Here is a 24,074-nt window from a genome sequence, read left to right as displayed (position 1 = left end):
CGCGTGGGGAGAGCGCAGCCTGAAAGACTCCTGAGCGTGATCACCCGCGACTCCTACCTCGACTTCTGCGACGCCGCCCTCGACGCGTATGCCGTCCTCACCCGTGAGCTGGGCGACTCCCGGGTCAACGCGGTCGCCCCCGGCTTCGCGGGATCGAACTCGGCGTTCGCCCTCGTCGCGCACGTCGTCGGCGTCATGGGCCGCTGGGGCCGCACGGTCAACCGCGGCATCGTCGTGCCGCGTGACCGCGACGCCGAGTTCACGGCGAGCGGGACGGTCGAGGAGGCGCTCGCGCTGCTCGAGGCCGGGCGGACCCGTCTCCACGAGGACGTGCTCGCCTGCAACCCGACCGAAGCGCCGGTCAACCCGCCCACGGACCGGGACGGCACGGCATACGCGACGCAGGGTGACGTCCTGCTCCACGTCTACGAGGAGCTCGCCCAGCACCTCGGCCAGCTCGAGGTGACGCGGGACGTGCTCCTCTCCGACACCGAGGCACGCTGACCGACTGGGGTGCGTGGCGAAGCCGGGGTCCGGACCGGCGTCGCGAACTAGGATCGGCGATCATGACGACCACGGCGCCCACGGAGGCCGGGGCGGCCTCCCTCACCGTCAACGGCACGCCGGTGCCGCTGGGCGACCACGCCACGCCGCACACGACGACGCTCGACTGGCTGCGCGACCGGGGCCTCACCGGCGCCAAGGAGGGGTGCGCGGAGGGGGAGTGCGGCGCGTGCGCAGTCCTCGTCGCCCGCCCGTCCGCCGAGGGGACGGGAACCGACTGGGTCGCGATCAACTCCTGCCTCGTCCCGGTCGCCGCCCTCGACGGCCAGGAGGTCGTCACCGTCGAAGGGCTCGGCGAACCCGGTCGGCTGCACCCCGTCCAGCGCGAGCTGGCCGAGCGCGGCGGCTCGCAGTGCGGCTACTGCACACCGGGGTTCATCTGCGCGATGGCCGCCGAGTTCTATCGTCCCGACCGCGTCGCCGAGGTCAGCCAGGACAGCGGCGACACCGGCGCCGGCGAGGGAGTGGGCTCGACCGTCGAGGGCGCCGTCTCCTGCGGCCCCAACGGCTTCGACCTGCACGCGATCTCGGGCAACTTGTGCCGCTGCACGGGCTACCGGCCGATCCGCGACGCGGCCTGGGCCCTCGGCGCCCCCGATGCGTCCGACCCGCTGGCCGCGCGGCGCCGCTCGGCCCCGACCCCCGCGCGACACACTCACCTCCACGCCGACGGAGCCGAGCTCCTGCGGCCTGCCGACCTGGCAGAGGCGCTGGAGCTCCTGGCTGCCCGCCCGGACGCGGTCCTCCTCGCCGGCTCCACCGACCTCGGGGTCGACGTCAACCTCAAGGGCGCGCGGCCACCGCTGCTCGTCGCCGTCGACCGGCTGCCCGAGCTGCGCGGTCTCGAGGTGGGCGAGTCCGAGGTCCGGATCGGCGCCGGGCTCACACTCACCGAGGTCGAGCGTGGGCTCGCCGGCCGGGTGCCGCTGCTGACGCAGCTCTTCCCGCAGTTCGCCTCGCCCCTCATCCGCAACGGCGCCACGTTCGGCGGCAACCTCGGCACCGCGTCACCCATCGGGGACGCCGCGCCCGCCCTCCTCGCCCTCGACGCGGCGCTGGTGCTCACGAGCGCCGAGGGGGAGCGGGTCGTGACTCTCTCCGACTACTTCACCGGCTACCGAATGAGCGTCCGCCGGCCCGGTGAGCTCATTCGTGAGGTGCGGGTCCCGTTGCCCTTGGCGGGTATCAGCGCGTTCCACAAGGTGGCCAAGCGCCGCGTCGACGACATCTCCAGCGTCGCGGTCGCCGTTGCCCTGGACCTCGTCGACGGGGAGGTGGCGCGCGTGCGGATCGGCCTCGGCGGGGTGGCGCCCACCCCGCTGCGGGCCCTGCGCACGGAGGCGGCGCTCACCGGCAAGCCGTGGACGCGCGCCACGGTCGACGAGGCCGCCGCCGTGCTCGCCACCGAGGGGACGCCGCTCTCGGACCATCGCGCGAGCGCCCGTTACCGCAGCGCGATGCTCGGCCAGTCGCTCCTGCGGTTGTATGCCGGCCGGTCCCCGAACGCGGACGGCCGGCCGTGAGCCGCCTCTCGGAGCGCCCCGACGGCGCGGTCGTCGGACGCCCGCTGCCACACGAGTCCGCCGACCTGCACGTCACCGGCCGGGCGCTCTACACCGACGACCTGCACCCCCGGACCAAGGGCGTGCTCCACGCGTGGCCGGTCCAGGCGCCGCACGCGCACGCCCTCGTCACGGCGCTGCGGACCGCACCCGCCCTGGAGGTCCCCGGCGTCGTCCGTGTGCTCACCGCCGAGGACGTGCCGGGCACCAACGACGCCGGCACCAAGGGCGACGAGCCGCTCTTCCCGACCGAGGTCTGCTTCCACGGCCACGCCGTCTGCTGGGTCCTCGGCGAGAGTGCGGAGGCCGCCCGCCGTGGTGCCCTCGCGGTCGAGGTCGACTACGACGTGCTCCCGTCCACCCTCACCCTCGCGGAGGCCATCGCCGCCGAGAGCTTCCAGGGAGCGCAGCCGACGGTGCAGCGCGGTGACGCGCAGACGGCCCTGGCGGGCGCGGCGCACGTCTTCCACGGCGAGACCGAGATGGCGGGCCAGGAGCACTTCTACCTCGAGACCCATGCCGCCCTTGCACGGGTCGAGGACGACGGACGGGTCTTCGTCGAGAGCAGCACCCAGCACCCGACCGAGACGCAGGAGATCGTCGCCCACGTGCTCGGGCTGCAGAGCTCCGAGGTCACGGTGCAGTGCCTGCGGATGGGCGGCGGGTTCGGCGGCAAGGAGATGCAGCCGCACGGGTTCGCGGCCGTCGCCGCGCTCGGCGCGCGGCTCACCGGACGGCCGGTCCGCCTGCGGCTCAACCGGACCCAGGACCTCACGATGTCGGGCAAGCGCCACGGGTTCCACGCGCGGTGGCGGGTCGGCTTCGACGACGAGGGCCACCTCCTCGCGCTCGACGCGACCCTCACCTCCGACGGCGGCTGGAGCCTCGACCTGTCCGAGCCGGTGCTCGCCCGGGCCCTGTGCCACGTCGACAACGCCTACTGGATCCCCGACATGAGGGTCACCGGGCGCGTGGCCCGGACCCACAAGACGTCGCAGACCGCCTTCCGCGGCTTCGGCGGACCGCAGGGAATGCTCGTCGTCGAGGACATCCTGGGCCGGTGTGCGCCCCTGCTCGGCATCGCGCCGCACGAGGTGCGGCGCCGCAACTTCTATGCCGACGGCCAGACCACCCACTACGGCCAGGTCATCACCCAGTCGGAACGCCTCGAACGGGCGTGGGAGCAGGTGACGGTCGACGCCGAGCTCGACCGCCGCCGCGCCGAGGTCGAGGAGTTCAACGCCACCCACGAGCACGCGAGGCGGGGCCTGGCCCTCACCCCGGTGAAGTTCGGGATCTCGTTCAACCTCACCGCCTTCAACCAGGCCGGCGCCCTCGTCCACGTCTACAAGGACGGGTCGGTCCTCGTGAACCACGGCGGCACCGAGATGGGCCAGGGGCTGCACACGAAGATGCTCCAGGTCGCGGCCACGACCCTCGGGGTGCCGCTGCGCACGGTGCGGCTCGCGCCGACGCGCACGGACAAGGTGCCCAACACGTCCGCCACCGCGGCGTCGTCGGGCGCCGACCTCAACGGCGGCGCGGTCAAGGACGCGTGCGAGCAGATCCTCGAGCGGCTCGTCGTCGTCGCGGGGGAGCGGCTCGGGGTGCCCGCCCAGGACGTCGCCGTCGTCGACGGGGTCGTCTCGGCGGCGGGGACCGACGAGACGCTCACCTGGGCCGATCTCGTGCACACGGCCTACTTCGCGCGCGTCCAGCTCTCCGCCGCCGGCTACTACCGGACCGAGGGTCTGCACTGGGACTCGACCGTCATGCGCGGCAGCCCCTTCAAGTACTTCGCCCACGGCGTCGCCGCGACCGAGGTGGAGGTCGACGCCTTCACCGGGATGCATCGCACCCTGCGGGTCGACATCGTCCACGACGTCGGCGACAGCCTCTCGCCGCTCGTCGACATCGGCCAGATCGAGGGCGGGTTCGTCCAGGGCGCCGGCTGGCTCACCCTCGAGGACCTGCGCTGGGACACCGGCGACGGGGGGCAGCGCGGACGGCTCGCGACCTCCTCGGCGAGCACCTACAAGCTCCCGAGCATCGCCGACCTGCCGGAGGTGCTCAACGTCGCGCTGCTCGAGCGCGCCCACGAGGAGGGCGCGGTCTACGGCTCGAAGGCCGTCGGCGAGCCGCCGCTCATGCTCGCCCTGTCGGTGAGGGAGGCCCTGCGCCAGGCGTGCGCCGCCTTCGGCCCTCCGGGGACGAGCGTCGACCTCCCGAGTCCCGCCACCCCGGAGGCGGTCTTCTGGGCGCTGCAGGAGGCCCGTGCCGGTGCCGAGCCCGACGGCGGCGTGGACCCGGGGGCCGGGCCGACCCCGCCGCTGCCCGACCCCGACGCGCCCCTCCGGCGCCCCGAGTCCGAGGCCGCCGTCGACGACCTCGCGCAGGCCTGACCGTGCGCTGGCTCCGAGCCCTCGAGCAGCTCCGGACGAACCGGGAGCCGGGCGTCCTCGTCACCGTGGCGTCGGTGCGCGGCCACGCACCACGCGAGGCCGGCGCCAAGATGGTCGTGGGCCGCACGCGGTCCTGGGACACCATCGGCGGCGGCAACCTCGAGGGGGTCGCCGTCGCCCGGGCACGCGAGATGCTCACGGAGGGTCGGCGCTCGCCCGAGTCGTTCACGTCGTCGCTGTCGGACAAGGCGCCGTTCGAGCACGGCATGCAGTGCTGTGGTGGGGAGGTGAACGTCCTGCTCGAGCCTGTGGGAGTCCCTCCCGTCGTCGCGATCTTCGGGGTGGGGCACGTCGGTCACGAGCTCGCCCGCATCCTCGCCCGGCACGATCTCGACCTCCACCTCGTCGACACCCGCCCCGAGGCCCTCACCGAGGAGGCGCTCGCGCCGCTTGCCGACGCCGACGCGCGGGTCCACGTCCACCGGGTGCCGGTCCTGCCCGAGCTCGTCCTCGGCGAGCTGCCGGCCGGCGCCCACGTCCTCGTCATGACCCACGACCATGCCGAGGACGCCGCGATCGTCGACGCCGCCCTGCGGACCAGCGGCATCGGTGAGATCGGACTCATCGGCTCGCGCGCCAAATGGGCCCGGCTGCGCCACCGCCTCGCGACCGAGGGCGGGTTCGGCGACGACGACCTTGCCCGTGTCACGACACCGATCGGCCTGCCCGGCCTTGTCGGCAAGGAGCCGGCGACGATCGCCGTGGGGGTGGCCGCCGACCTCCTCCTCCGGTGGAGTCGAGACCGGGCTCCCTCGGCTCCCGAGGAGTCCCGCACCTCGCGCTGAGCGTGACGTGAGGTGAAAGGTATGCCGGCCACGCGGCATACGTCGAAGAGCCCGAAGGCCTGTACAAGGTTTGTCCAATGTTTCCCCTAGCATGGGGCCGTGACCACCACCTGCACCGGGCCGACGCTCTCCATGCTCGACGAGGTCCGAGCGGCGCCCTCGATCCTCGACGCGCTCGGGCTCGTCGACGAGGTGTCGCGGGCCGTCACCGGTGACGCGGAGGCGGCGGTGCCCGCGCTCGCCGACGCCATCGGCGACGAGACCGACCAGGTGACCGCGATCGTCGCCGTGCATGCAGCCGGGGCCGGGGGACCTGCCCTCGCCTCTGCGCTCGTGGTGCCGCTGCTGCACTCGCGGGTCGGCCACCTGCGCGAGCACGCCGCGTGGGCGCTGCGCTCGGGCCGGCCGCTGGCGGACGCCGTGGAACCGCTGCACGAGCTGCTCCGTGAGGGCGGCTTCGGGGGCGTGCTCGCCGAGTCGACGCTCGAGGCCTGGGGCTTCGGTGAGGCCGAGGACGGCTGGTCGGTCGAAGGACCCGTGCGGCGCGACGACACGTGGCCGCCGACGCGTTCGGACGGCGATCGGTCCGGCCTCACGGTCGCCCAGCTCTTCCTCCACGCCGACGTCGACGGCAGCCTCCTGCAGAGCGGCAAAGGAGACACCGGCGGCATCGCCACCCTGCTCGTGCACCTCGGCGACGCCCTCGCCGCCGACCCCCGGGTCGAGCGGGTGCTCACGCTGTCGCGGCGCCACGGTGACGATGCGGGTGTGCCCGACGACGTCTCGGCGCCGGGGCACCACTACCTCGGGGTCCCGCTGACGGGGCCGGTCCGGTCCGCGGCCGACGCCTGGCCGCTGCACGGCGAGGTCCGTCTTGGGCTGCGTCGCGCCCTGCGGGCCGCGGGGCCGGTCGACGTGCTCCACCTGCGGATGGCCGACGTGGGCTCGTGGGCCGCTGCCGAGGTGGCGCTCGAGCTCGGCATCCCCACCGTGCTCACGCTCGCGCCCGATCCGCACGCGCTCATCGCCGCCCGCGAGGCCTCGGGTGCCCTCACCCGCGCGACCTTCGGCGACGCCGACCACGTCGAGCACCTCGTCTTCAGGGTCCGGCTGCTGCGCGACCTCGCCGCCGGAGCGGCGGGCCTCGTCGCGTTCCCCCGCCCCCGGTTCGAGCACGACCTGCGCACGCTGCTCCACGTCGACCCGGACGAGCAGTCGGTGGTCGTCGTCCCGGAGGGCATCGACCTCGAGCCTCTCGACCGGGCCGTCGCCGAGGTGGCGGCGGCCGCCGACGGTGTCGCGGGTGTGTCGGAGGAGGAGGTCGGTGGACCGGTGCGCCGGGCGCTCATCGAGCTCGACGACCTCCTCGGTCAGCTCCCGCCCGAGCGTCGCGACCTGCCCCTCGCGGTCACGGTCGGCCGGCTGCACCGCGTCAAGGGCATGGCCACGCTCGTCGAGGCCTGGGCGAGCTCGCCGGCCGCTCAGCGGTGCAACCTGCTCGTCGTCGGCGGAGACCTCGGTGACCCCTCGAGCGACGAGGCCGAGCAGCTCGACCGCATCGACGAGGTCCTGCCCCGCGGCACAGCCGCCGAACGGGGACTGCTGCTCGCCGGCCACCGTCCGAACGGCGTCGTCGCCGCGTGGCTCGCCGCGGTGCGGTTCGGCCGCCCCGGGCTCAGCGCCCCGGGCGGTGTCTATGTCTCGGCGAGCCTCAAGGAGGAGTTCGGCATCGCCATCCTCGAGGCCCTGGCGTCGGGCCTGGTCGTCGTCGCGCCGCACGACGGCGGTCCGGCGACCTACGTCGAGGACGGCGTGACCGGGCTGCTCGTCGACACGACGTCGCCGGCTCTGCTCGCCGAGGCCGTCGGGTCCGCGCTGGACCTGGCCTCGTCACCGGACGCCCCGGTGCGTGCCGAGAAGGTGCGGGACGCCGTCGCCCGCGACTTCGGCATCGCGACGATGGCTGCGTCGCTCGCCGGTGTCTATGCCAAGGTCGCGCCGTGACGCTGCTCGTCATCAGCCCCGACTACGCCTCGCACCTGCTGCCACTGGCGACGCTCGCCACCGCGTGGGCCGACGCCGGGGATCGCGTCGTCGTCGCCACCGGTCCCGCCACGGACGCGATCGTGCGCCGGTTCGGGTTCGAGCGCGAGGACCTCCGGCTCGGCCGGGGCTCCAACCCCGGGGTGATCCGGGCAGAGGACCAGCCTCGCGGTGAGGACGACGCCCTGCGCGGGTTCTTCGAGGCGACGCGGCGCGGGGCCGTGCCGACCCTCACCTTCCAGGCCGACGCCCGCGGCAACGACCTCCTGTGGGAGCCGCTGAGGGTGGCCCGCGACGTCCGCGATGTCGTCGAGCGCGTCGGCCCCGACCACGTCGTCGTCGACCACCTCGCCTTCGGCGCCCGCCTCGGCCTCTCGGGCACCGGGGTGAGCCACGCGGACGTCGTGCTCGGGCATCCCTCCGCCCTCACGGTGGGTGACGAGGTCTACGGCCTCCCACCGGCGTGGCCCAACCGGCTGCAGCCCGACCTCGACGCCCTCGCCCACCTCCGTCGCCGGTGCGAGATCGTGCGCGACGCGTTCACCGACCAGTGGAACGCGGTCCTGTCGGCCCTCGATCCGTCGGCGACAGCCAGCGAGGACGCGTTCGCCGAGACCGGCGACGTGCTGCTCCTCAACTACCCGGCCGAGCTCCACCCGCCGGAGCGCACTGCCCTGCTGCCCCACCACGCCTTCCTCGGCTCGTCGGTGCGGACCGAGGAGCCCGACGCGGAGGTCGAGGACTGGCTGGCCCGGGACGACGCGCCGGTGGCCTACGTCAGCCTCGGCAGCTTCCTCTCGGTCCGAGGCGACGTGCTGGCACGCATCGCCGAGGCGCTCGCCGGCCTCGACGTCCGGGTCGCCCTCGCATCCGGGTCGACTCCTCGCGAGGAGCTCGGACCCCTCCCGCCGTCGTGGCTCGTGCGCCCGGAGCTCCCGCAGGTGACCCTGCTCGGCCGGGCCGCGCTCGCGGTGTCGCACGGGGGCAACAACAGCGTGACGGAGGCGATGGCGGCCGGGGTGCCGATGCTGCTCCTGCCGCTCTCGACGGACCAGTTCGCGGGAGCGGCGGCGCTCGAGGAGGCCGGGCTGGGGGAGGCCCATGACCCCAACGGCGCCACCGTCGACGATCTGCGCCACGCCGCCCGTCGCCTGCTCCACCTCGCCCCGGAGGCGGCGTCGCGGCTCTCGCGGCTGTCGGCGGACCTCAACCGCACGCCTGGTGCTCAGCGCGCGTACCGAGCCGTGACAGGGGCGGCCGGTCCGGCGGCCGACGTCGTCGCGACGACGGGTCGCTGACCTCGGGGAACGACCGCCAGTCACGGACCGCGCCTGTCGGTGTCCTGCGGCAGGATGGGCGCGTGAGCGAGAGCGACGTGACCGACGAGATCGAGGTGAACGGCGAGCCCGCCGCAGAGGTGCCCGAGGAGGCCCGCCACGAGTGGACCGACCTTGCCGAGCAGGCGGCCGCCCACCAGTTCGCCTACCACGTCAAGGACGCGCCGACGATCAGCGACGGCGAGTACGACGCGCTCATGAAGCGACTCAACGCGCTCGAGGAGGAGTTCCCCTCGCTGCGCACGCCCGAAAGCCCGACGCAGTCCGTCGGCGGCGCGATCTTCTCCACCGACTTCCAGGCGGTCGACCACCTGGAGCGGATGCTCAGCCTCGACAACGCCTTCTCGCCCGCGGAGATGACCGAGTGGAACGCGCGGGTCACGCGTGACGCCGGCACCCGCTTCCACTACCTGTGCGAGCTCAAGATCGACGGCCTCGCGGTCAACCTGCTCTACGAGAAGGGCCGTCTCACCCGGGCCCTCACCCGCGGCGACGGCCGCACCGGCGAGGACGTGACGCTCAACGTCCGCACGGTGCACGGCATACCGACCGAGCTCAAGGGGACCGACGACCACCCCGTGCCCGACCTCGTCGAGGTGCGCGGGGAGGTCTACTTCCCGATCGAGGCGTTCGGCGAGCTCAACGCCCAGCTCGTCGAGGCGGGCAAGCCGCCCTACGCCAACCCGCGCAACACCGCCGCCGGGTCGCTACGCCAGAAGGACCCGCGGGTCACGGCGACCCGCGACCTGCGGATGCTCGTCCACGGCCTCGGCAGGCGCGAGGGCTTCGAGCTCACCCGTCAGAGTGAGGCCTACGACGCGCTGCGCGCGTGGGGTATGCCGGTCTCGAGCCACTACCGCGTCGTCGACACGATCGAGGAGGTCAACGCCTTCATCGTCTCGACGGGGGAGCACCGCCACGACGTCGAGCACGAGATCGACGGCGTCGTGGTCAAGGTGGACGAGATCGCCGTGCAGCGCCAGCTCGGTGCGACCTCGCGCGCCCCGCGGTGGGCGATCGCCTACAAGTACCCTCCCGAGGAGGTCAACACCACGCTCCTGGACATCCAGGTCAACGTCGGACGGACCGGGCGGGTCACGCCGTTCGGCGTCATGGAGCCGGTCGTCGTCGCCGGCTCGACCGTCGAGCGCGCGACGCTGCACAACGCCACCGAGGTCGTCCGCAAGGGCGTGCTCATCGGAGACACCGTCGTCCTGCGCAAGGCGGGCGACGTCATCCCCGAGATCCTCGGCCCGGTCGTCGACCTGCGCGACGGCAGCGAGCGCGAGTTCGTCATGCCGACCGAGTGCCCGGCCTGCGACACGCCGCTCGCCCCCGAGAAGGAGGGCGACAAGGACATCCGCTGTCCCAACAGCCGCTCGTGCCCGGCCCAGCTGCGCGAGCGGCTCTCGGGCCTCGCCGGTCGGGGCGCCTTCGACATCGAGGCGCTCGGCTGGGAGGGCTCGGTCGCGCTGCTCGAGTCGGGGGTGCTCACCGACGAGTCGACCCTCTTCGGGCTCGGCGCAAAGGACATCGCACGGGTGCCGCTCTACACCCGGGCGGCGAAGAAGACCGACCCGCCGGAGTCGGTGGTGGACGGGCGCGTGCTCTCGGCCAACGGCGCCAAGCTCGTCGCCAACCTCGAGTCGGCGAAGTCGCAGCCGCTGTGGCGCGTCCTCGTCGGGCTCTCCATCCGGCACGTCGGACCGACCGCCGCCCGTGCCCTCGCACAGCACTTCGGCTCGATGGCGGCGATCCGCGCGGCGAGCGTCGAGGAGCTCTCGGGCGTCGAGGGCGTCGGCGGCGTCATCGCCGAGTCGGTGCGCGACTGGTTCGACCGCGAGGGCAACGAGTGGCACTGCGCGATCGTCGACCAGTGGGCCGCCGACGGCGTCCGCATGGAGGACGAGCGCGACGAGTCGGTCGAGCAGACCCTCGCCGGGCTCACCGTCGTCGTCACCGGATCGCTCGAGGGGTTCAGCCGCGACGAGGCCAAGGAGGCGATCCTCGGCCGGGGCGGCAAGGCGTCGGGCTCGGTGTCGAAGAAGACCGACTACGTCGTCGTCGGCCCCGGCGCCGGGTCCAAGGAGACCAGGGCGCGCGACCTCGGGCTGACGATCCTCGACGAGGCCGGGTTCGTCACCCTGCTCGAGACCGGTGCTGCGGAGCCGGCGGACGAGCCGGGCGAGGGCTGAGGCGACCCGCCTCCGGCCGCGCAGGACGTTGGGGCGTCCCGGCCGGGTGAGTTCGCTGTCGCACCCCGGTCGGGGCGGCAGGTGGTGTCAGCGGCGGTCGCGCCCGTCGCCCCACTGGACGGAGTCGCCGAAGTCGGTCTCGATGACCGAGGCCGAGCGGCCGAAGCGCTGCAGGCTGCCCTCGGTCACCGTGCGGGCCTGCGCCGAGTCCTCGCCGAAGGTCAGCGTTGCGGACCGCCGGATCTGCTCGGCGAGGTCGTCCTGCGCGGCGCGCACCGCGGCGATGACGCGTCGGCTCAGCTCCTCGCCGCCGTCCGCGCAGGCCGCGTCGCTCACGTCGAGCTGGGAGACCGCGCCGCCGCCGGTCACCGACGCGGACACGCCGTCGGCCTCGCCGCTTCCGGTGAGCCGGTCGACCTCGGCGCGCCAGCGGAAGGCCGCCTGGGCCTGCTCCATGAGGCGGGCGAGGTCGCCGGAGGCGAGGGGCGTGTCCTCGAAGAGGTGCGGGTCGAGGTTCGTCACGTCACCAGGTCCCTTCGGTGCGCGGGCGGGCCGCGGGAGGAGTGTCGTCGGAGGGGTGGAGCGAGGGGTTGTCGGCGCGGACCTCGGCGGCCAGCGCGTTCGTCGTCGGGGTGTCCGCTCCCCACATCCGTGCGGACGAGGCGCCGACCTTGGCCTTGACGTCCTCGTGCGCCGCCGTGATGGCGGCGAGCACCGCGGGCCCGGCCACGCGGCCACCTCGCGCGGCGACGATGTCGCTCACGGCCAGCCCGGTGAGCACGCCCTGCAGGTCGACCTCGGCGACGACCCGGCCGGCGGCGGCGGTCCCACGCCCGGTCGTGACCAGCACCTCGTCGCGCCAGCGCTCGACCTGGGCGGGCCGCTCCTGGGCCTCCGTCGTCTGGGCCTGGATCCGCGCAAGGATCTGCTGCGCGATGTCGTCGGAGCTCATGGCATCATCCTGACATCAGCGCGGCGGGAGGTCCGCCGGAGGTCGTCGACACGAGAGGTCCGTGCATGGAGCCGGCTCCGGGGGGATCGCTGACGATCTTCTGGTACTCTCTCGCGCTCTTCGGGACGGTGTGGGCGCTCTTCGCCCTCCCCTTCGCCTTCCACGCCGTGCGGGCGGTGCAGGCAGGCAACGCCTGGCTGCCGTTCGAGCGGAAGCCCAACGGGCGTTGGACGTTCATGGCGCAGCACCGGTGGTTCTCGGCGTTCCGCGCGCCCGTCCCCGAGCGCCGCACGACGACCGGGCTCGCCGTCCGCTACGCCATCTGGGTCGCCGTCATCGCGATGCTGTCCTACCTGCCGATCCGCGACCTCGCCTACATCCTCAGCCACTGACGTCCGCTGACCGCTGACTGAGGCTCGTCGCCCCGTGGCGTCAGTCCTCCTCGGGGTCCGGAGTGGCGTTCTTGACAGACTCGTTGGTCGAGTTGACGGCCCCGTCGCGCCACGGCAGGTTCGGCGGGATGTCGGCGAGGTTGTCCCACGGCGTGTTGGCGTGCTGCCCCCGTGGCGGTGTCCAGCCGTCCGGCGGTCGCCACGGGCCGACGGGGACGGGGGCGCCCGGCGCTCCTGCGTGCCTCGGCGTGTAGAGGTTGGGGTTCGGCGTGATCCTGTTGAGCAGCCGCAGGATGTCGTCGCCGAAGCCCTTGAGCGAACGCAGCAGTGACGCGAGCTGCGTGCCCGACCTCGTGAGGCCGGTGATGTAGCGCGAGCACTTGCCGACGACCGACGCGATGCGGGTGCCGATCTGGCTGATGACCCACGGGATGAGCGTGCCGAGCGAGAGCACGGTCTCGGCGACCCAGCTGAGGATCGCGCCGACGAGCGAGGCGAGGACGTCGCGCAGGAAGTTGTGGACGAAGGTGACGATGAAGGCCACCCGGTCCATCGCCGCGGCCGCACCGTCGCTGCTGCCCTTGAGCCGGCGCAGGGTGGTGATGCGCACGTCTGCCTGCGCCTTGTAGGACGAGATGGCGTCGCCCGTCATCCACGAGAGCGAGTTGAGCGAGTGCCGCCAGGTCTGGGGCAGCGAGTCGAGGCCCTGGGCGATGTTGTCCCAGCTCTCGGCCTTGGCCGAGACCGACTCGGGGTTGCCCGTGACGTCGTCGAACCAGTCCTTGATGGGGTTGAGGTGGTCGATGGCCCAGCCGATGCCTGCGGCGAGGAGCGAGCCGAGGGGGTCGGCGGCGGTCGCCGCGGCGTCGAGGACGGTGGAGACGCCGGAGAGGGCGGCGTCGACCCAGTTGCCCTCGCAGAGGTTCGAGATGACCGACGAGCCGCTGTCGAGGATGCCGGCACCGGCGAGGGCGCTGCGCTCGTCGGGGACGGCCGCGAACGGAGCCTGCTGGATGCTCGCACCGCCACCGCCACCATGACCTCCACCGGACGAGGGCGCGGACAGGACGGGCACGCTCGGACGGAGCATGAAGGCGGCCATGTCGTCGTCGGCGTCGTAGCGGTTGGCCATGTGCTCGAGCCCCGACTCGACCTGGCCGGTGCCCGTGTGCGAGGTGTTGATGGCGTCCCACACCGTGTCCACGGAGTCCGACACGGCGCCCGGCAGGCCGAGGAGCTTGAGCAGCTCGCCGTAGGCCTCGGCGTCCGGTGCTCCGGCGTCGCTCATGAGGCCGAGGCTGCTCTGGATGCTCCCGACCGTCGTCGCGTGACTCCGGATCTGCTCCGTGTCGACGTGAAATGTCATCCGCGCTCTCTCTTCTGGGTCCCTCCGGCCACACCCTCTCGGTGTGCGCCCCCTCGCCGACCAGACGATACTGAGGCGGTGACGGACGCTCAATGGGGAGGACTCCCCGCACCGGTCGTGGTGCGGCCCCCGACGTGGGTGAGGTGGCTCGGGCCCCCGCTTCTCGCCGCCACGTGGCTCCTCTTCGTCACGCCGGTGGCGCTCGCCGTGCACGAGCGGGACTGGATGGCCCCGGTGCGTGGGTCGGGCCTCGGCGTCTTCGGGGCCGTCATCGGCTGGGGCGTCGTGGCGGTCCTGCTCGTCGCCATCCCGCCGGCGATCCGCGTCGTCCTCACCTACCGCACCGTGCTCGACGCCGAGGGCGTCCAGGCCCCCTTCTCGCGAGGGCGCTTCGACCTCGCCCGCGTCACGCAGGTCCGCTGGGTTCCGCAGGGCGGACCGGTCAACGCCGCCAGTCGTCCCGAGCGGTTCGAGGTGCTCGCCGGGGACGCGGGTCTCGTGGCCCGCGTCCCGCGTGGCGAGGCCGACTGGGACGGCACGCGGGCCGTGCTCGCGCACTGGGCCACCCGGCGTCCCGAGATCGTCCGCGACGAGCCGACCGCCCTGGCGCTCGCGGATGAGAGCATCGGGACGTGACCGGCCCCCTCGACCTCGCCCCGACCGGCGCGCTGCGCGCCTCGATCAACCTCGGCAACGCGGTGCTCACCAATGGCTCCTCCGAGTCGCCGGCGGGCATCAGCGTCGACATCGCGCACGAGCTCGGCCGCCGGCTCGGGATCCCCGTCGAGCTCGTCCTCTGGGACGCCGCGCGCAAGTCGGTCGACGCCGTGCGCGACGGCGAGGCCGACGTCTGCTTCCTCGCGGTCGACCCGGTCCGCGCGGAGGAGCTCGCCTTCACCTCGCCCTACGTCCTCATCGAGGGCGCGTATGCCGTCCGCGACGACTCGCCGCTGCGCTCGGCCGACGAGGTGGACCGGGACGGCATACGGATCGGGGTCAAGACGGGATCGGCCTACGACCTCCACCTCACCCGCGAGATCACGTCGGCCGAGATCGTGCGCGGCGCCGACGGCGTCGACGTCTTCGAGGAGCAAGGGCTCGAGGTCGCCGCCGGAGTGGCGCAGCCGATCGCCGCCTACGTCGCCGCCCACCCCGGGCTGCGCGTGCTCGACGGCGCGTTCATGCAGATCCCGCAAGCGGTGGCCGTGTCACGCCGCCACGAGGACGCGACCGTCGCGTGGGTGCGGGAGGTCGTCGACGAGCTCATCGACAGCGAATGGGTGGCGGAGGCGCTGGCCCGCCACGGGCAGGACCCGGGACTCGCTGCTCCCGCCGGCGGTCACTGACCCAGCCGTCGCACCGCCCGCGCGCCCAGGCTCGTGCCGATGTGCGCGCGCATGACGGACGCCGCAGTCTCGGCGTCGCGGTCGGCGATGGCGTCGACGAGGGCACGGTGCTCCTCGGCCTTGTGGGGGAGCGGTCCCTCGCCGTCGGAGAGCGCGAACCGGCGGTAGCGGTCCGACTGGTCCCAGAGCTGCTCGAGCGAGGCGACCAGCAGGGCGTTGTGTGACGCGGCGTGGATGGCGCGGTGGAAGGCGCGGTGCGCCGCGAGGTGCTCGGCGTCGGGGTCCTGCGCGAGCGGTTCGAGCTCATCAAGGGCCGCGCGCATCCGGGCGAGGTCGTCGGAGGTGCGCCTCTCGGCGGCGAGGGAGGCGGCGAGAGGGTCGAGCGCCGAGCGGAGCTCGAGCAGGTCGCGGGCCTGCTCCGCACGCAGCTCGGGGATCCGCGCGTCCCTGTGGGAGTCGAGCTCGACGAGCCCCTCGGTGAGCAGCCGACGCAGCGCCTCGCGCAACGGAGTGGTCGAGATGCCCAGCTCGACGGCGAGCTCGCGCTGCTGGAGCACCCGGCCGGGAGCGAGGTCGCCGGCGAGGATGCGCTCGCGCAGCACGGCGTACGCGGCTTCGCTCTTCGTCATGGTTATAACGATATCCCAGCATGTGAGGCGCACAAGGACGCGACTTGTGGTGCCGAGGTTATAACCGTCATGCTGGCGGGATGACGATGACGGCGCCCGACTCGTGGACCTCGCGGCTGTCGCATGACGGCCGGGAGCTCGCATTCGTCGACCTCGGGCACGTCTTCGGTCCGGACCTGGCGCGGGTCCCTCACGTCCTGCGGCTCCTCGCCGAGAACATCGCCCGTTGCATGACCGGCGCACCCCGCGACGAGGCCCTGGCCGCGATGCGTGCCTGGACGCTCACGCGGACGAGCGCCGCGGAGGTCGACTTCACGCCGAACCGGCTGCTCATGCACGACACGACGAGCACGCCTGCGCTCGTCGACCTCGCGGCCATGCGCGACTGCCTGGTCGAGGCCGGCCACGACCCGACGGCGCTCGCGCCCGTCCTGCCCGTGGAGGTGTCGGTCGACCACTCGCTCGCCGTCGAGGCCTTTGCGGTGCCGGACGCCGTCGCCCGCAACGAGGAGCGCGAGCTGCGGCGCAACGCGGAGCGCTTCTCGTTCCTCAAGTGGGCGGCGACCGCCATGCCGACGGTGCACCTCAACCCCCCGGGCACCGGCATCATGCACACGATCAACCTCGAGCAGCTCGCGTCGGTCAGCGAGGTCCACGACGGGTTCGTGCGGCCGGACGTCATGCTCGGCACCGACAGCCACACGCCGATGGTCGGCGGGATGGGCGTCCTCGGGTGGGGGATCGGTGGGCTCGAGGCCGAGCTCGTCATGCTCGGTCTGCCGACGACGCTGCGCATCCCCGACGTCGTCGGAGTGCGGCTCGTCGGGCGGCTCCCCGAGGGCGTCACCGCGACCGACCTGGCGCTCACCCTGACCGCCCTGCTGCGCGAGCTGGGCGTGGGCGGAGACTTCGTCGAGTTCCATGGGCCGGGGATGTCGACGCTCACCGTGGGCCAGCGGGCCGTCGTCGCGAACATGGCACCGGAGTACGGCGCGACGACCGGGCACTTCCCGGTCGACGAGGCGGTGCTGTCGCACCTCCGGCTCGTGGCGCGGGGTCGGGTCGACCCAGGGCTGGTCGAGGCGCACCACCGCGCGGCCGGTCTGTGGTTCGACCCGGAGGTGGACCCGGACTACACCCGGACCGTCGAGGTCGACCTCGCTGCCGTGCGGCGCACGCTGGCCGGCCCGAGGCGTCCGCAGGACGCACTGGCCCCGCCCGACGTGCCGGCGGTCCTCGAGCCGCCACGGCCACGGGACACCGACACGCTCCCCACCACACCGGTCGCGCTCGCCTCGATCACGAGCTGCACCAACACCTCCGACCCTGCGCAGCTCGTCGCCGCCGGGCTCCTCGCCCGCAACGCGCGCCGGCACGGTCTCACGAGCAAGCCGTGGGTCAAGACGTCGATGGCGCCCGGATCGCCTGCGGCACAGCGCTACCTGCACCGGTCGGGACTGCTCGACGACCTCGCGTCGGTGGGGTTCGACCTCGTCGGCTTCGGCTGCACGACGTGCATCGGCAACTCGGGGCCGCTGCCCGAGGAGGTGGACGCCGCGCGCCGGGCCGGTCGCGCCCAACCGGTCGCCGTGCTCAGCGGCAACCGCAACTTCCCCGGCCGGGTGCACCCCGACCTCTCCACCGGGTTCCTCATGTCACCGGCGCTCGTCGTCGCCTACGCCCTGCTCGGCGACGCGGCGCGCGACGTCGAGTCCACGACGTTCGGCATGTCGGCCGACGGCCGCGAGGTCCGGCTCGCCGACCTCATGCCCACCGACGAGGAGGTCGCGACGGCGACGGCCGAGGCGGTGGACTCCTCGGACTTCCCCGCCGCCTTCCACGCGGCGCACGCAAGCCCGCGCTGGGCGGCGCTCGAGGCGCCCACGGGCGCGACCTTCCCGTGGGACCCGGCGTCCACGACGTTGCGGCGACCTCCGTTCGCGCGCGCCGAGGTGCCGCGCCTGGAGCCCTTCACGGCGCACCCGCTGCTCGTCCTCGGCGACGACGTCACCACCGACCACATCTCGCCGGCGAGCGCGATCCCACCGGACAGCCCGCTCGCAGACTTCCTCGTGCAGCAGGGCGAGGATCGCGACGACCTCGGCGTGCTGGCCGCGCGTCGCGGCAACTGGGACGCGATGGTCCGGGGGGCGTTCTTCAACCGGACGATGGTCAACGACCTCGTCACCGCCGGCGCGCCCGGCACGACGCGCCACGCGGACGGGTCGGTGGGCCCGGTCTTCGAGGTGGCCGGGCGCTACGCCGCGGACGGCACCCCCGTCGTCGTCGTGGCGGGGGAGCGGTACGGCATGGGCAGCTCACGCGACTGGGCGGCCAAGGCTCAGCACCTGCTCGGGGTGCGGGCGGTGCTCGCCGCGTCGTTCGAACGCATCCACCGGACGAACCTCGTCGGCATGGGCATCCTGCCGCTCCTGCTCCCACCGGACGTGCGCCGGGCAATCGGCCCGCTGGACGCGTCCGACCGCTTCGTCGTCGAGGTCGACCCGGCCCGCCTCCGGCCGGGCGGCACCGTCACCGTGCGTCACGAGCGGGCGGACGGTGTCCTGGCGCAGCTGTCGCTCACGGCGGCCGTCGAGACCTCTGTCGAGGTCGATCTGCTCAGGAGCGGGGGAGTGATCCCGATGATCCTGCGTCGCTGGACGGGACGAGGCTGACCTCGAGCTCGGCCACCGTCGCCTCGCGCGCGGCGAGGACGTGCTCCTCGGACCGGATGCCGGCGGTCACCGGGTCGCCCGCCGCGACCGCGTCGATGATGCCGCGGTGCTCGGCGAGGGCGGCCTCCCGGCGCTCCGGCGAGGCGTTGCTGAACCGTCGGTAGCGCGCGAGCTGACCCTCGATCTGCGCGAGGACCCTTGAGGCCCAGGCGTGGTCGGCGATGCGCTCGAGCTCGACGTGGATGGCGTGGCCCGACTCCATCGCGCCGTCGGCGAGACCGGCCAGCGCCTCGTTGCGGTGCAGCAGGGCCGTGAGCCGGTCGACGTCGCCGGGCGTCGCCCGGTCGGCCGCCGCGGCGGCGACGAGCCCCTCGAGACGGGCGCGGACGGCATACAGCTCGGCCGCGTCACGTGGGGTGAGGCGGCGCACGACCATGCCGCCCGTGGGGAGCTGCTCGAGCAGCTCCTCGGCGAGGAGCAGGCGCAGGGCCTCGCGCAGCGGCGTCCGGCTGACGCCCAGCGAGGTGGCCAGCTCGGTCTCGTGGAGGCGGCGACCCGGCTCGAGCCGCATGTCCTGGATGCGGGCGAGCAGCTCCTCGTAGACGAACTGGGCGCCGCTGCGGCGCCGGGGGCTCGGGCTGGTCGTCACGCGGCCATCGTGCCCTCCCCTTCACTGCTTGTCTACTTGTATACAAGTATGCGACGATGGTTGGCATGTCACCGCGCACCGTCGAGCCACCGGCCCTCGCCGCCTTCCTCACGGACGTGACCCGCGCCCACGGCGTCCCACCGGAGGACGCCGCGCTCCTCGCCGACACCCTCCTCGTCGCGGAGCTGTGGGGGCACCCGTCGCACGGCGCGATCCGACTGCCGTGGTACCTCGCGCGGATCCGCAGCGGGGCGATGCGCGCCGTGACCGACGTCGAGACCGTGCGGGACTCCGGCAGCGTCGTCGTCCTCGACGGCCACGACGGCCTCGGCCAGGTGGTCACCCAGCGCGCGGTGGAGCTCGGGGTCGAGCGCGCGCGCACCCACGGGATCAGCGCCGTCGCCGTGCGCCGGTCGGGCCACTTCGGCACCGCCGCCTACTTCACGAGGTATGCGGCGGAGCGGGGCTGCGTCGCCATCCTCGCCACGAACGCGTCCCCCGCCATGGCGCCCTGGGGCGGGCGGACCAAGCTCGTCGGCACCAACCCGTGGTCGATCGCCGCACCCGGCCCCGACGGCGACGTCCTCGTCATGGACATGGCGAACACGGCCGTGGCCCGGGGCAAGGTCTACGTCGCGGCCGACCGGGGCGAGCCGATCCCCGAGGGCTGGGGTGCGAGGGCCGACGGGACGCCGACGACCGACCCTCGCGAGGCGATCGAGGGGCTCATCTCGCCCGTCGGCGGCGCCAAGGGCTATGTCATGTCGTTCATGTTCGACGTCCTCGCCGGGGTGCTCACCGGGAGCGCGTTCGGGTCCGACGTCGTCGGCCCGTACCGGCCCGAGGGAGCGAGCGGTGCCGGCCACCTCCTCCTCACCCTCGACGTCGCCGCCGTCGCCGACCCCGAGGACTACGACGCCCGGGTGGCCGCGCTCGTCGCGCAGGTCCGCGGCAGCGAGGCCGCCGCGTGGTCGGACGGGGTGCTCACCCCGGGCGAGCTCGAGGACCGCAGCCGGCGACGCGCCGAGGCGGACGGCATACGGGTCTCCGACCAGACGTGGACCGAGCTCGCGACGCTCGCGGACGCCACGGGCGTCCCGCTGCCACCCGCCTTCGACGACTCCGCCGCCACGACCACCACGACCTCCACCACGACCCCCAAGGAGCACGCATGATCTCGCTCGTCGTCCGTCTGGACGTCATCCCGGACCGCCGCGAGGAGTTCCTCGACGCCATCACCGCCAACGCGGCCTCGACCTTCGCGCACGAGCCGGGCTGCCTGCGTTTCGACGTGTGCCGGTCGCAGTCCGACCCGGACCACTTCGTCTTCTACGAGATCTACAGCGACGAGGCCGCGCTCGCGGCCCACCGTGAGGCGCCGCACTTCGCGCAGTGGCGCGAGGCCGTGGCGCGCACGGTGGTGCCGGGCAGCCAGGTCAACACGGTCACCGAGCTCGTCCTCGCGCACCGTGAGACCGACAAGGCGGAGGTGGCGTCGTGAGAATCCTCGTGCTGCCGGGCGACGCCATCGGGCCGGAGATCGCGGCCGCGACCGAGCGGGTGCTGCGGGCCGCCGACGACGCCTTCGGGCTCGGGCTCGAGCTGGAGCACCGTGACATCGGCTGGGCGGCGCACGAGGCGGTCGGCGAGACGATGCCTCGCGACGTGCTCGACCGGGTCGGCGAGGTCGACGGCACGATCCTCGGACCGGTCTCGCACCTCGACTACCCCTCGCGGGCCGAGGGCGGCTGGAACCCGTCGGCGGCGATCCGCACGACCTACCGCCTCTACTCCAACATCCGGCCGGCGCGCAGCCTCCCGGACCTCACCGTCCTGTCCGAGCCGCTCGACCTCGTCATCGTCCGGGAGAACACCGAGGGCTTCTACAGCGACCGCAACATGGTCGCCGGCAGTGGGGAGTTCATGCCCGACGAGGACCTGGCGCTCTCGGTGCGCAAGGTGTCGCGCCGGGCGTGCCGCGCCGTCGCCGAGGAGGCCTTCCGGCTCGCCTCCGGTCGTCGTGGTCGCGTCACGGCGGTGCACAAGGCCAACGTCCTCAAGCTCTCGGACGGGCTCTTCCTCGAGGAGGTCAGGGCCGTGGCGGCCGAGCACCGCGACGTCGAGCTGCGCGAGCTCATCGTCGACGCCGCGACCGCCCACCTCGTGCGCTCGCCGGGCGAGTTCGACGTCGTCGTGACGACGAACATGTTCGGCGACATCCTCTCGGACCTCGCCTGCGCGCTCTCGGGGAGCCTGGGCCTCGGTGGCTCGCTCAACGCGGGCGACGGTGTCGCCGTCGCCCAAGCGCAGCACGGCTCGGCGCCGGACATCGCCGGGCAGGGGATCGCCAACCCGACCTCGCTCATCCTGTCGGCCACGATGTTGCTCCGCTGGTGGGGGCGGCGGAGCGGGGCCGAGCAGTTCGGGCGGGCCGCCGACGCGGTCGACGCCGCTGTGGACGCGTGCCTCGCCGACCCCGCCACCCGCACCCGCGACCTGCGCGGGTCTCTCGACACCGACCAGTTCACCTCAGCCCTCCTCACGAAGCTGGAGACCACCCGATGACCGACCGCACCACGCCCACCGCCCCCGAGGCGCCCAACCTGCTCGTCCGTCCCGCCGAGGTCGAGCCCTTCGACCGTGGCAACGGCGTCCGCACCATCCCCTACGTCGGGAAGTGGAACTGCGAGACCAACACGGTGACGACCGGGCAGACGCAGTTCGCCGAGGGCACGGGCCTGCCGCTCCACAGCCACAACGTCGAGGAGTCGGTCCTCATCCTCGAGGGCGAGGCCGTCGCCGAGATCGACGGCGCGGAGTTCGAGCTCGTCGCCGGCGAGGCCACGTGGGTGCCGGCCGGTGTGCCGCACCGGTTCTACAACCGCGGCACCGGCACCATGCGGATCTACTGGGTCTACGGCGGGCGTGACGTCACCCGGACGATCACGGCGACCGGCGAGACCTTCGAGCACCTGTCGGAGTCCGACCGGGGCGGGCTGAGCACGCCGTGACGGTAGCGAGTTCGGTGGGCATGAGCGACACCGTCATCGAGACGATCGACCCGACGACGGGCCTCGTGCTGGCGTCGCACCGGGTGATGGACGATGCCGCGGTCGAGGCCGCGGTCGTCGAGGTGAGCGAGGCCGCGCAGGGGTGGGGGGCGACGTCGGTGGCCGACCGTTCGGCGCTGCTCGCCCGGGTCGCCGCCGCCCTCGACGATCAGCGCGCGGACCTCGCGCGCCTCGTCACCGCCGAGATGGGCAAGCCGCTGCGCGAGGCCCGTGGCGAGGTCGACAAGTCGGCCACGACGGCGCGGTGGTACGCCGACAACCTCGAGCGGCTGCTCGAGCCGCAGCAGGTCGACGTGGGCGAGGGTGCACAGGCCTGGGTCACACGCGAACCCATCGGCGCGGTGCTCGCCGTCATGCCGTGGAACTTCCCGCTGTGGCAGGTGATGCGCTTCGTCCTGCCTGCGCTCGGCGCCGGCAACACCGTGCTGCTCAAGCACTCGCCCAACGTCACCGGCTCGGCGCTGGCGATCGAGTCGCTGCTCGTGTCGGCGGGTGCGCCGCAGGGCGTGCTGCGCGTCCTCGTCGTCGAGGAGCCCCGCGTTCCCGAGGTGACCGAGCGGCTCGTCGCCGACCCGCGGGTCGCCGGCGTCACCCTCACCGGCAGCAACCGGGCCGGGTCGGCCGTCGGCGCCGCGGCCGGCCGGGCGGTCAAGCCCTCGGTCCTCGAGCTCGGCGGCTCGGACGCTTTCGTCGTCCTCGCGGACGCCGACGTGCAGGCGGCGGCCGACGCCGCCGTCCGGGCGCGGTTCCACAACGCCGGGCAGTCGTGCGTATGCGCGAAGCGGTTCGTCGTCGCCGCCGAGGTGGCGGAGGCGTTCACGGAGCGCTTCCTCGACGGTGTCGCGAAGCTGCGGGTGGGCGACCCCACCGACGAGTCGGTCGACCTCGGCCCGATGGCCCGCGACGACCTGCGCACGGCCCTGCGGCGCCAGGTGGAGGAGTCGGTGGACGGCGGAGCGAGGCTGCTCGCCGGCGGCTCACCCGTCGAGGGTGACGGCTGGTTCTTCGAGCCGACGGTGCTCGCGGTCGACGGGCCCGGAGTCCCCGCCTTCGACGAGGAGACCTTCGGCCCGCTCGCCGCCGTCGTCGTCGCGAAGGACGACGAGGACGCGGCACGCCTCGCGGGCGCGACGGCATACGGGCTGGGTCTGTCGGTCTGGAGCAGATCGACCGAGCGCGCGGTCGCGCTCGCTCGGAAGGTGACCACCGGAGCGGTGTTCGTCAACGCCGTCGTCGCGTCCGACGTGCGCGTGCCGTTCGGCGGGACGAAGCAGTCGGGCTACGGTCGCGAGCTGTCGGCGGAGGGCATGTATGCCTTCATGAACCAGCGGACCTACTGGGCCGCTCGCTGATAGCGGCGCTCGGGGCGGCCGGCCGAACCGTAGCGGTGGCGGACGTCGGCCGCGCCCGACTCGACGAGATACTCGAGGTAGCGGCGGGCGCTGCTGCGGGCGATGCCGACGGCCTCACCGCACTCCGTCGCGGACAGTCCCTCCTCGCCCGCCGAGGCGAGGGCGCTGCTGACGAGCTGGACCGTCTCGGCGCTGATGCCCTTGGGCAGCGAGGTGCGTGAGCGTCCGCTCGACCCCGTGCGGAAGAGGCGGTCCGCCTCGTCCTGCTCGACCGTCGTGCCCGGGTCCTGGCCGCGCATGCGGGCGCGGTGGCGGGCGTACTCGTCGAGGCGGCGGCGGAGCTCGTCGAGCTCGAACGGCTTGACGAGGTACTGGTAGACGCCGGACTGCATCGCCTGCCGGAGCGAGTCGAGGTCGCGGGCGGCGCTGATGACGATGACGTCGCAGTCGACGCCGATGCCGCGCAGCCGGCGGAGCACCTCGAGACCGGTGAGGTCGGGCAGGTAGACGTCGAGCAGCACGAGCTCGGGGCGCTTGTCCTTGACCATGGCCAGCGCCTGGGCGCCGGTGCTCGCGACGCCGACGACCTCGAAGCCGTCGAGGCGAGCCACCGTGCTCGAGTGCAGGCGCGCGACCATGAAGTCGTCGTCGACGACGACGGTGCGGATGGGAAGGGTCTGGGAGGTCATCGTCG

General features: G+C 73.5%; 22 protein-coding genes. 16 read left to right on the top strand and 6 right to left on the bottom strand.

Annotation, left to right across the window (positions count from 1 at the left end; genetic code table 11):
• The first annotated feature begins 36 nt into the window (after window positions 1-36).
• The 7 genes from ACOJV7_RS14920 (at window position 37) to ligA (ending at window position 10,948) form a co-directional block, all read left to right on the top strand.
• On the top strand, window positions 37-504 hold the full coding sequence (locus tag ACOJV7_RS14920) for a DinB family protein (protein ID WP_420191009.1): 468 nt from the start codon (window positions 37-39) through the stop codon (window positions 502-504).
• Window positions 505-566: 62 nt separating this feature from the next.
• Window positions 567-2,087 (top strand): xanthine dehydrogenase small subunit, encoded by a 1,521-nt coding sequence (locus ACOJV7_RS14915; protein ID WP_420191008.1) that lies wholly within the window; start codon window positions 567-569, stop codon window positions 2,085-2,087.
• Window positions 2,084-4,528: a xanthine dehydrogenase molybdopterin binding subunit gene (gene xdhB, locus ACOJV7_RS14910; protein ID WP_420191007.1), complete on the top strand. Its 2,445-nt coding sequence runs from the start codon at window positions 2,084-2,086 to the stop codon at window positions 4,526-4,528. The genes ACOJV7_RS14915 and xdhB overlap by 4 nt, the downstream gene beginning before the upstream one ends.
• 2 nt (window positions 4,529-4,530) lie before the next feature.
• Complete coding sequence (gene xdhC, locus ACOJV7_RS14905; RefSeq protein ID WP_420191006.1) at window positions 4,531-5,373, top strand: xanthine dehydrogenase accessory protein XdhC; 843 nt, start codon at window positions 4,531-4,533, stop codon at window positions 5,371-5,373.
• Window positions 5,374-5,472: 99 nt separating this feature from the next.
• A complete protein-coding gene (locus ACOJV7_RS14900) occupies window positions 5,473-7,377 on the top strand; it encodes a glycosyltransferase (RefSeq protein ID WP_420191005.1) in 1,905 nt (634 codons plus the stop codon).
• On the top strand, window positions 7,374-8,714 hold the full coding sequence (locus tag ACOJV7_RS14895; protein WP_420191004.1) for a nucleotide disphospho-sugar-binding domain-containing protein: 1,341 nt from the start codon (window positions 7,374-7,376) through the stop codon (window positions 8,712-8,714). Before ACOJV7_RS14900 ends, ACOJV7_RS14895 begins: the two co-directional genes overlap by 4 nt.
• Window positions 8,715-8,776: 62 nt before the next feature.
• Window positions 8,777-10,948: an NAD-dependent DNA ligase LigA gene (ligA, locus tag ACOJV7_RS14890; RefSeq protein ID WP_420191003.1), complete on the top strand. Its 2,172-nt coding sequence runs from the start codon at window positions 8,777-8,779 to the stop codon at window positions 10,946-10,948.
• Window positions 10,949-11,035: 87 nt separating this feature from the next.
• On the opposite strand, the gene ACOJV7_RS14885 is transcribed toward ligA, so the two are convergent.
• The gene (locus tag ACOJV7_RS14885) at window positions 11,036-11,470 is read right to left on the bottom strand and encodes a YbaB/EbfC family nucleoid-associated protein (RefSeq protein ID WP_420191002.1); all 435 of its coding nucleotides are present in this window, start codon (window positions 11,468-11,470) and stop codon (window positions 11,036-11,038) included.
• Window position 11,471: 1 nt separating this feature from the next.
• The gene (locus ACOJV7_RS14880) at window positions 11,472-11,900 is read right to left on the bottom strand and encodes a hypothetical protein (RefSeq protein WP_420191001.1); all 429 of its coding nucleotides are present in this window, start codon (window positions 11,898-11,900) and stop codon (window positions 11,472-11,474) included.
• A 65-nt stretch (window positions 11,901-11,965) separates the two neighbouring features.
• Between ACOJV7_RS14880 and ACOJV7_RS14875 the strand changes: the two genes are divergently transcribed.
• Window positions 11,966-12,292, top strand: coding sequence for a hypothetical protein (locus ACOJV7_RS14875; protein WP_420191000.1), 327 nt, complete (start codon window positions 11,966-11,968; stop codon window positions 12,290-12,292).
• 40 nt (window positions 12,293-12,332) lie between these two features.
• Here the strand turns inward: ACOJV7_RS14875 and ACOJV7_RS14870 are convergent, their stop codons facing one another.
• Window positions 12,333-13,580: a hypothetical protein gene (locus tag ACOJV7_RS14870; protein ID WP_420190999.1), complete on the bottom strand. Its 1,248-nt coding sequence runs from the start codon at window positions 13,578-13,580 to the stop codon at window positions 12,333-12,335.
• 156 nt (window positions 13,581-13,736) lie between these two features.
• On the opposite strand from ACOJV7_RS14870, the gene ACOJV7_RS14865 reads away from it, so the two are divergent.
• Both ACOJV7_RS14865 and ACOJV7_RS14860 read left to right on the top strand, forming a co-directional pair.
• Window positions 13,737-14,294, top strand: coding sequence for a hypothetical protein (locus ACOJV7_RS14865; protein ID WP_420190998.1), 558 nt, complete (start codon window positions 13,737-13,739; stop codon window positions 14,292-14,294).
• Window positions 14,291-15,004 carry a transporter substrate-binding domain-containing protein gene (locus tag ACOJV7_RS14860; RefSeq protein ID WP_420190997.1) on the top strand — a complete coding sequence of 238 codons (714 nt, stop codon included), beginning with the start codon at window positions 14,291-14,293 and terminating at the stop codon, window positions 15,002-15,004. The genes ACOJV7_RS14865 and ACOJV7_RS14860 overlap by 4 nt, the downstream gene beginning before the upstream one ends.
• On the opposite strand, the gene ACOJV7_RS14855 is transcribed toward ACOJV7_RS14860, so the two are convergent.
• On the bottom strand, window positions 14,998-15,633 hold the full coding sequence (locus tag ACOJV7_RS14855) for a GntR family transcriptional regulator (RefSeq protein WP_420190996.1): 636 nt from the start codon (window positions 15,631-15,633) through the stop codon (window positions 14,998-15,000). The genes ACOJV7_RS14860 and ACOJV7_RS14855 overlap by 7 nt on opposite strands.
• 80 nt (window positions 15,634-15,713) lie before the next feature.
• On the opposite strand from ACOJV7_RS14855, the gene acnA reads away from it, so the two are divergent.
• Window positions 15,714-18,308, top strand: a complete 2,595-nt coding sequence (gene acnA / locus ACOJV7_RS14850; protein WP_420190995.1) for an aconitate hydratase AcnA — start codon at window positions 15,714-15,716, stop codon at window positions 18,306-18,308.
• Here acnA and ACOJV7_RS14845 read toward each other — a convergent pair.
• A complete protein-coding gene (locus ACOJV7_RS14845) occupies window positions 18,253-18,957 on the bottom strand; it encodes a GntR family transcriptional regulator (RefSeq protein ID WP_420190994.1) in 705 nt (234 codons plus the stop codon). The genes acnA and ACOJV7_RS14845 overlap by 56 nt on opposite strands.
• A 65-nt stretch (window positions 18,958-19,022) precedes the next feature.
• On the opposite strand from ACOJV7_RS14845, the gene ACOJV7_RS14840 reads away from it, so the two are divergent.
• From ACOJV7_RS14840 to ACOJV7_RS14820, 5 genes are read left to right on the top strand one after another with little or no spacing between them, the layout of a single operon-like run.
• Window positions 19,023-20,132 (top strand): Ldh family oxidoreductase, encoded by a 1,110-nt coding sequence (locus ACOJV7_RS14840; RefSeq protein ID WP_420190993.1) that lies wholly within the window; start codon window positions 19,023-19,025, stop codon window positions 20,130-20,132.
• Complete coding sequence (locus ACOJV7_RS14835; protein ID WP_420190992.1) at window positions 20,129-20,458, top strand: putative quinol monooxygenase; 330 nt, start codon at window positions 20,129-20,131, stop codon at window positions 20,456-20,458. Before ACOJV7_RS14840 ends, ACOJV7_RS14835 begins: the two co-directional genes overlap by 4 nt.
• On the top strand, window positions 20,455-21,522 hold the full coding sequence (locus ACOJV7_RS14830) for an isocitrate/isopropylmalate dehydrogenase family protein (protein ID WP_420190991.1): 1,068 nt from the start codon (window positions 20,455-20,457) through the stop codon (window positions 21,520-21,522). Before ACOJV7_RS14835 ends, ACOJV7_RS14830 begins: the two co-directional genes overlap by 4 nt.
• The gene (locus ACOJV7_RS14825) at window positions 21,519-21,968 is read left to right on the top strand and encodes a cupin domain-containing protein (protein WP_420190990.1); all 450 of its coding nucleotides are present in this window, start codon (window positions 21,519-21,521) and stop codon (window positions 21,966-21,968) included. Before ACOJV7_RS14830 ends, ACOJV7_RS14825 begins: the two co-directional genes overlap by 4 nt.
• Window positions 21,969-21,988: 20 nt before the next feature.
• On the top strand, window positions 21,989-23,380 hold the full coding sequence (locus tag ACOJV7_RS14820; RefSeq protein ID WP_420190989.1) for an aldehyde dehydrogenase family protein: 1,392 nt from the start codon (window positions 21,989-21,991) through the stop codon (window positions 23,378-23,380).
• Here ACOJV7_RS14820 and ACOJV7_RS14815 read toward each other — a convergent pair.
• The gene (locus ACOJV7_RS14815) at window positions 23,362-24,069 is read right to left on the bottom strand and encodes a response regulator (protein ID WP_420190988.1); all 708 of its coding nucleotides are present in this window, start codon (window positions 24,067-24,069) and stop codon (window positions 23,362-23,364) included. The genes ACOJV7_RS14820 and ACOJV7_RS14815 overlap by 19 nt on opposite strands.
• Window positions 24,070-24,074 lie beyond the last annotated feature (5 nt).

This window comes from Knoellia tibetensis, from assembly GCF_048606415.1.
Lineage (GTDB): Bacteria > Actinomycetota > Actinomycetes > Actinomycetales > Dermatophilaceae > Knoellia > Knoellia tibetensis.
The sequence above is the reverse complement of the archived record's forward strand: the minus strand, read 5'-3'. Positions and strand labels throughout refer to the sequence as shown.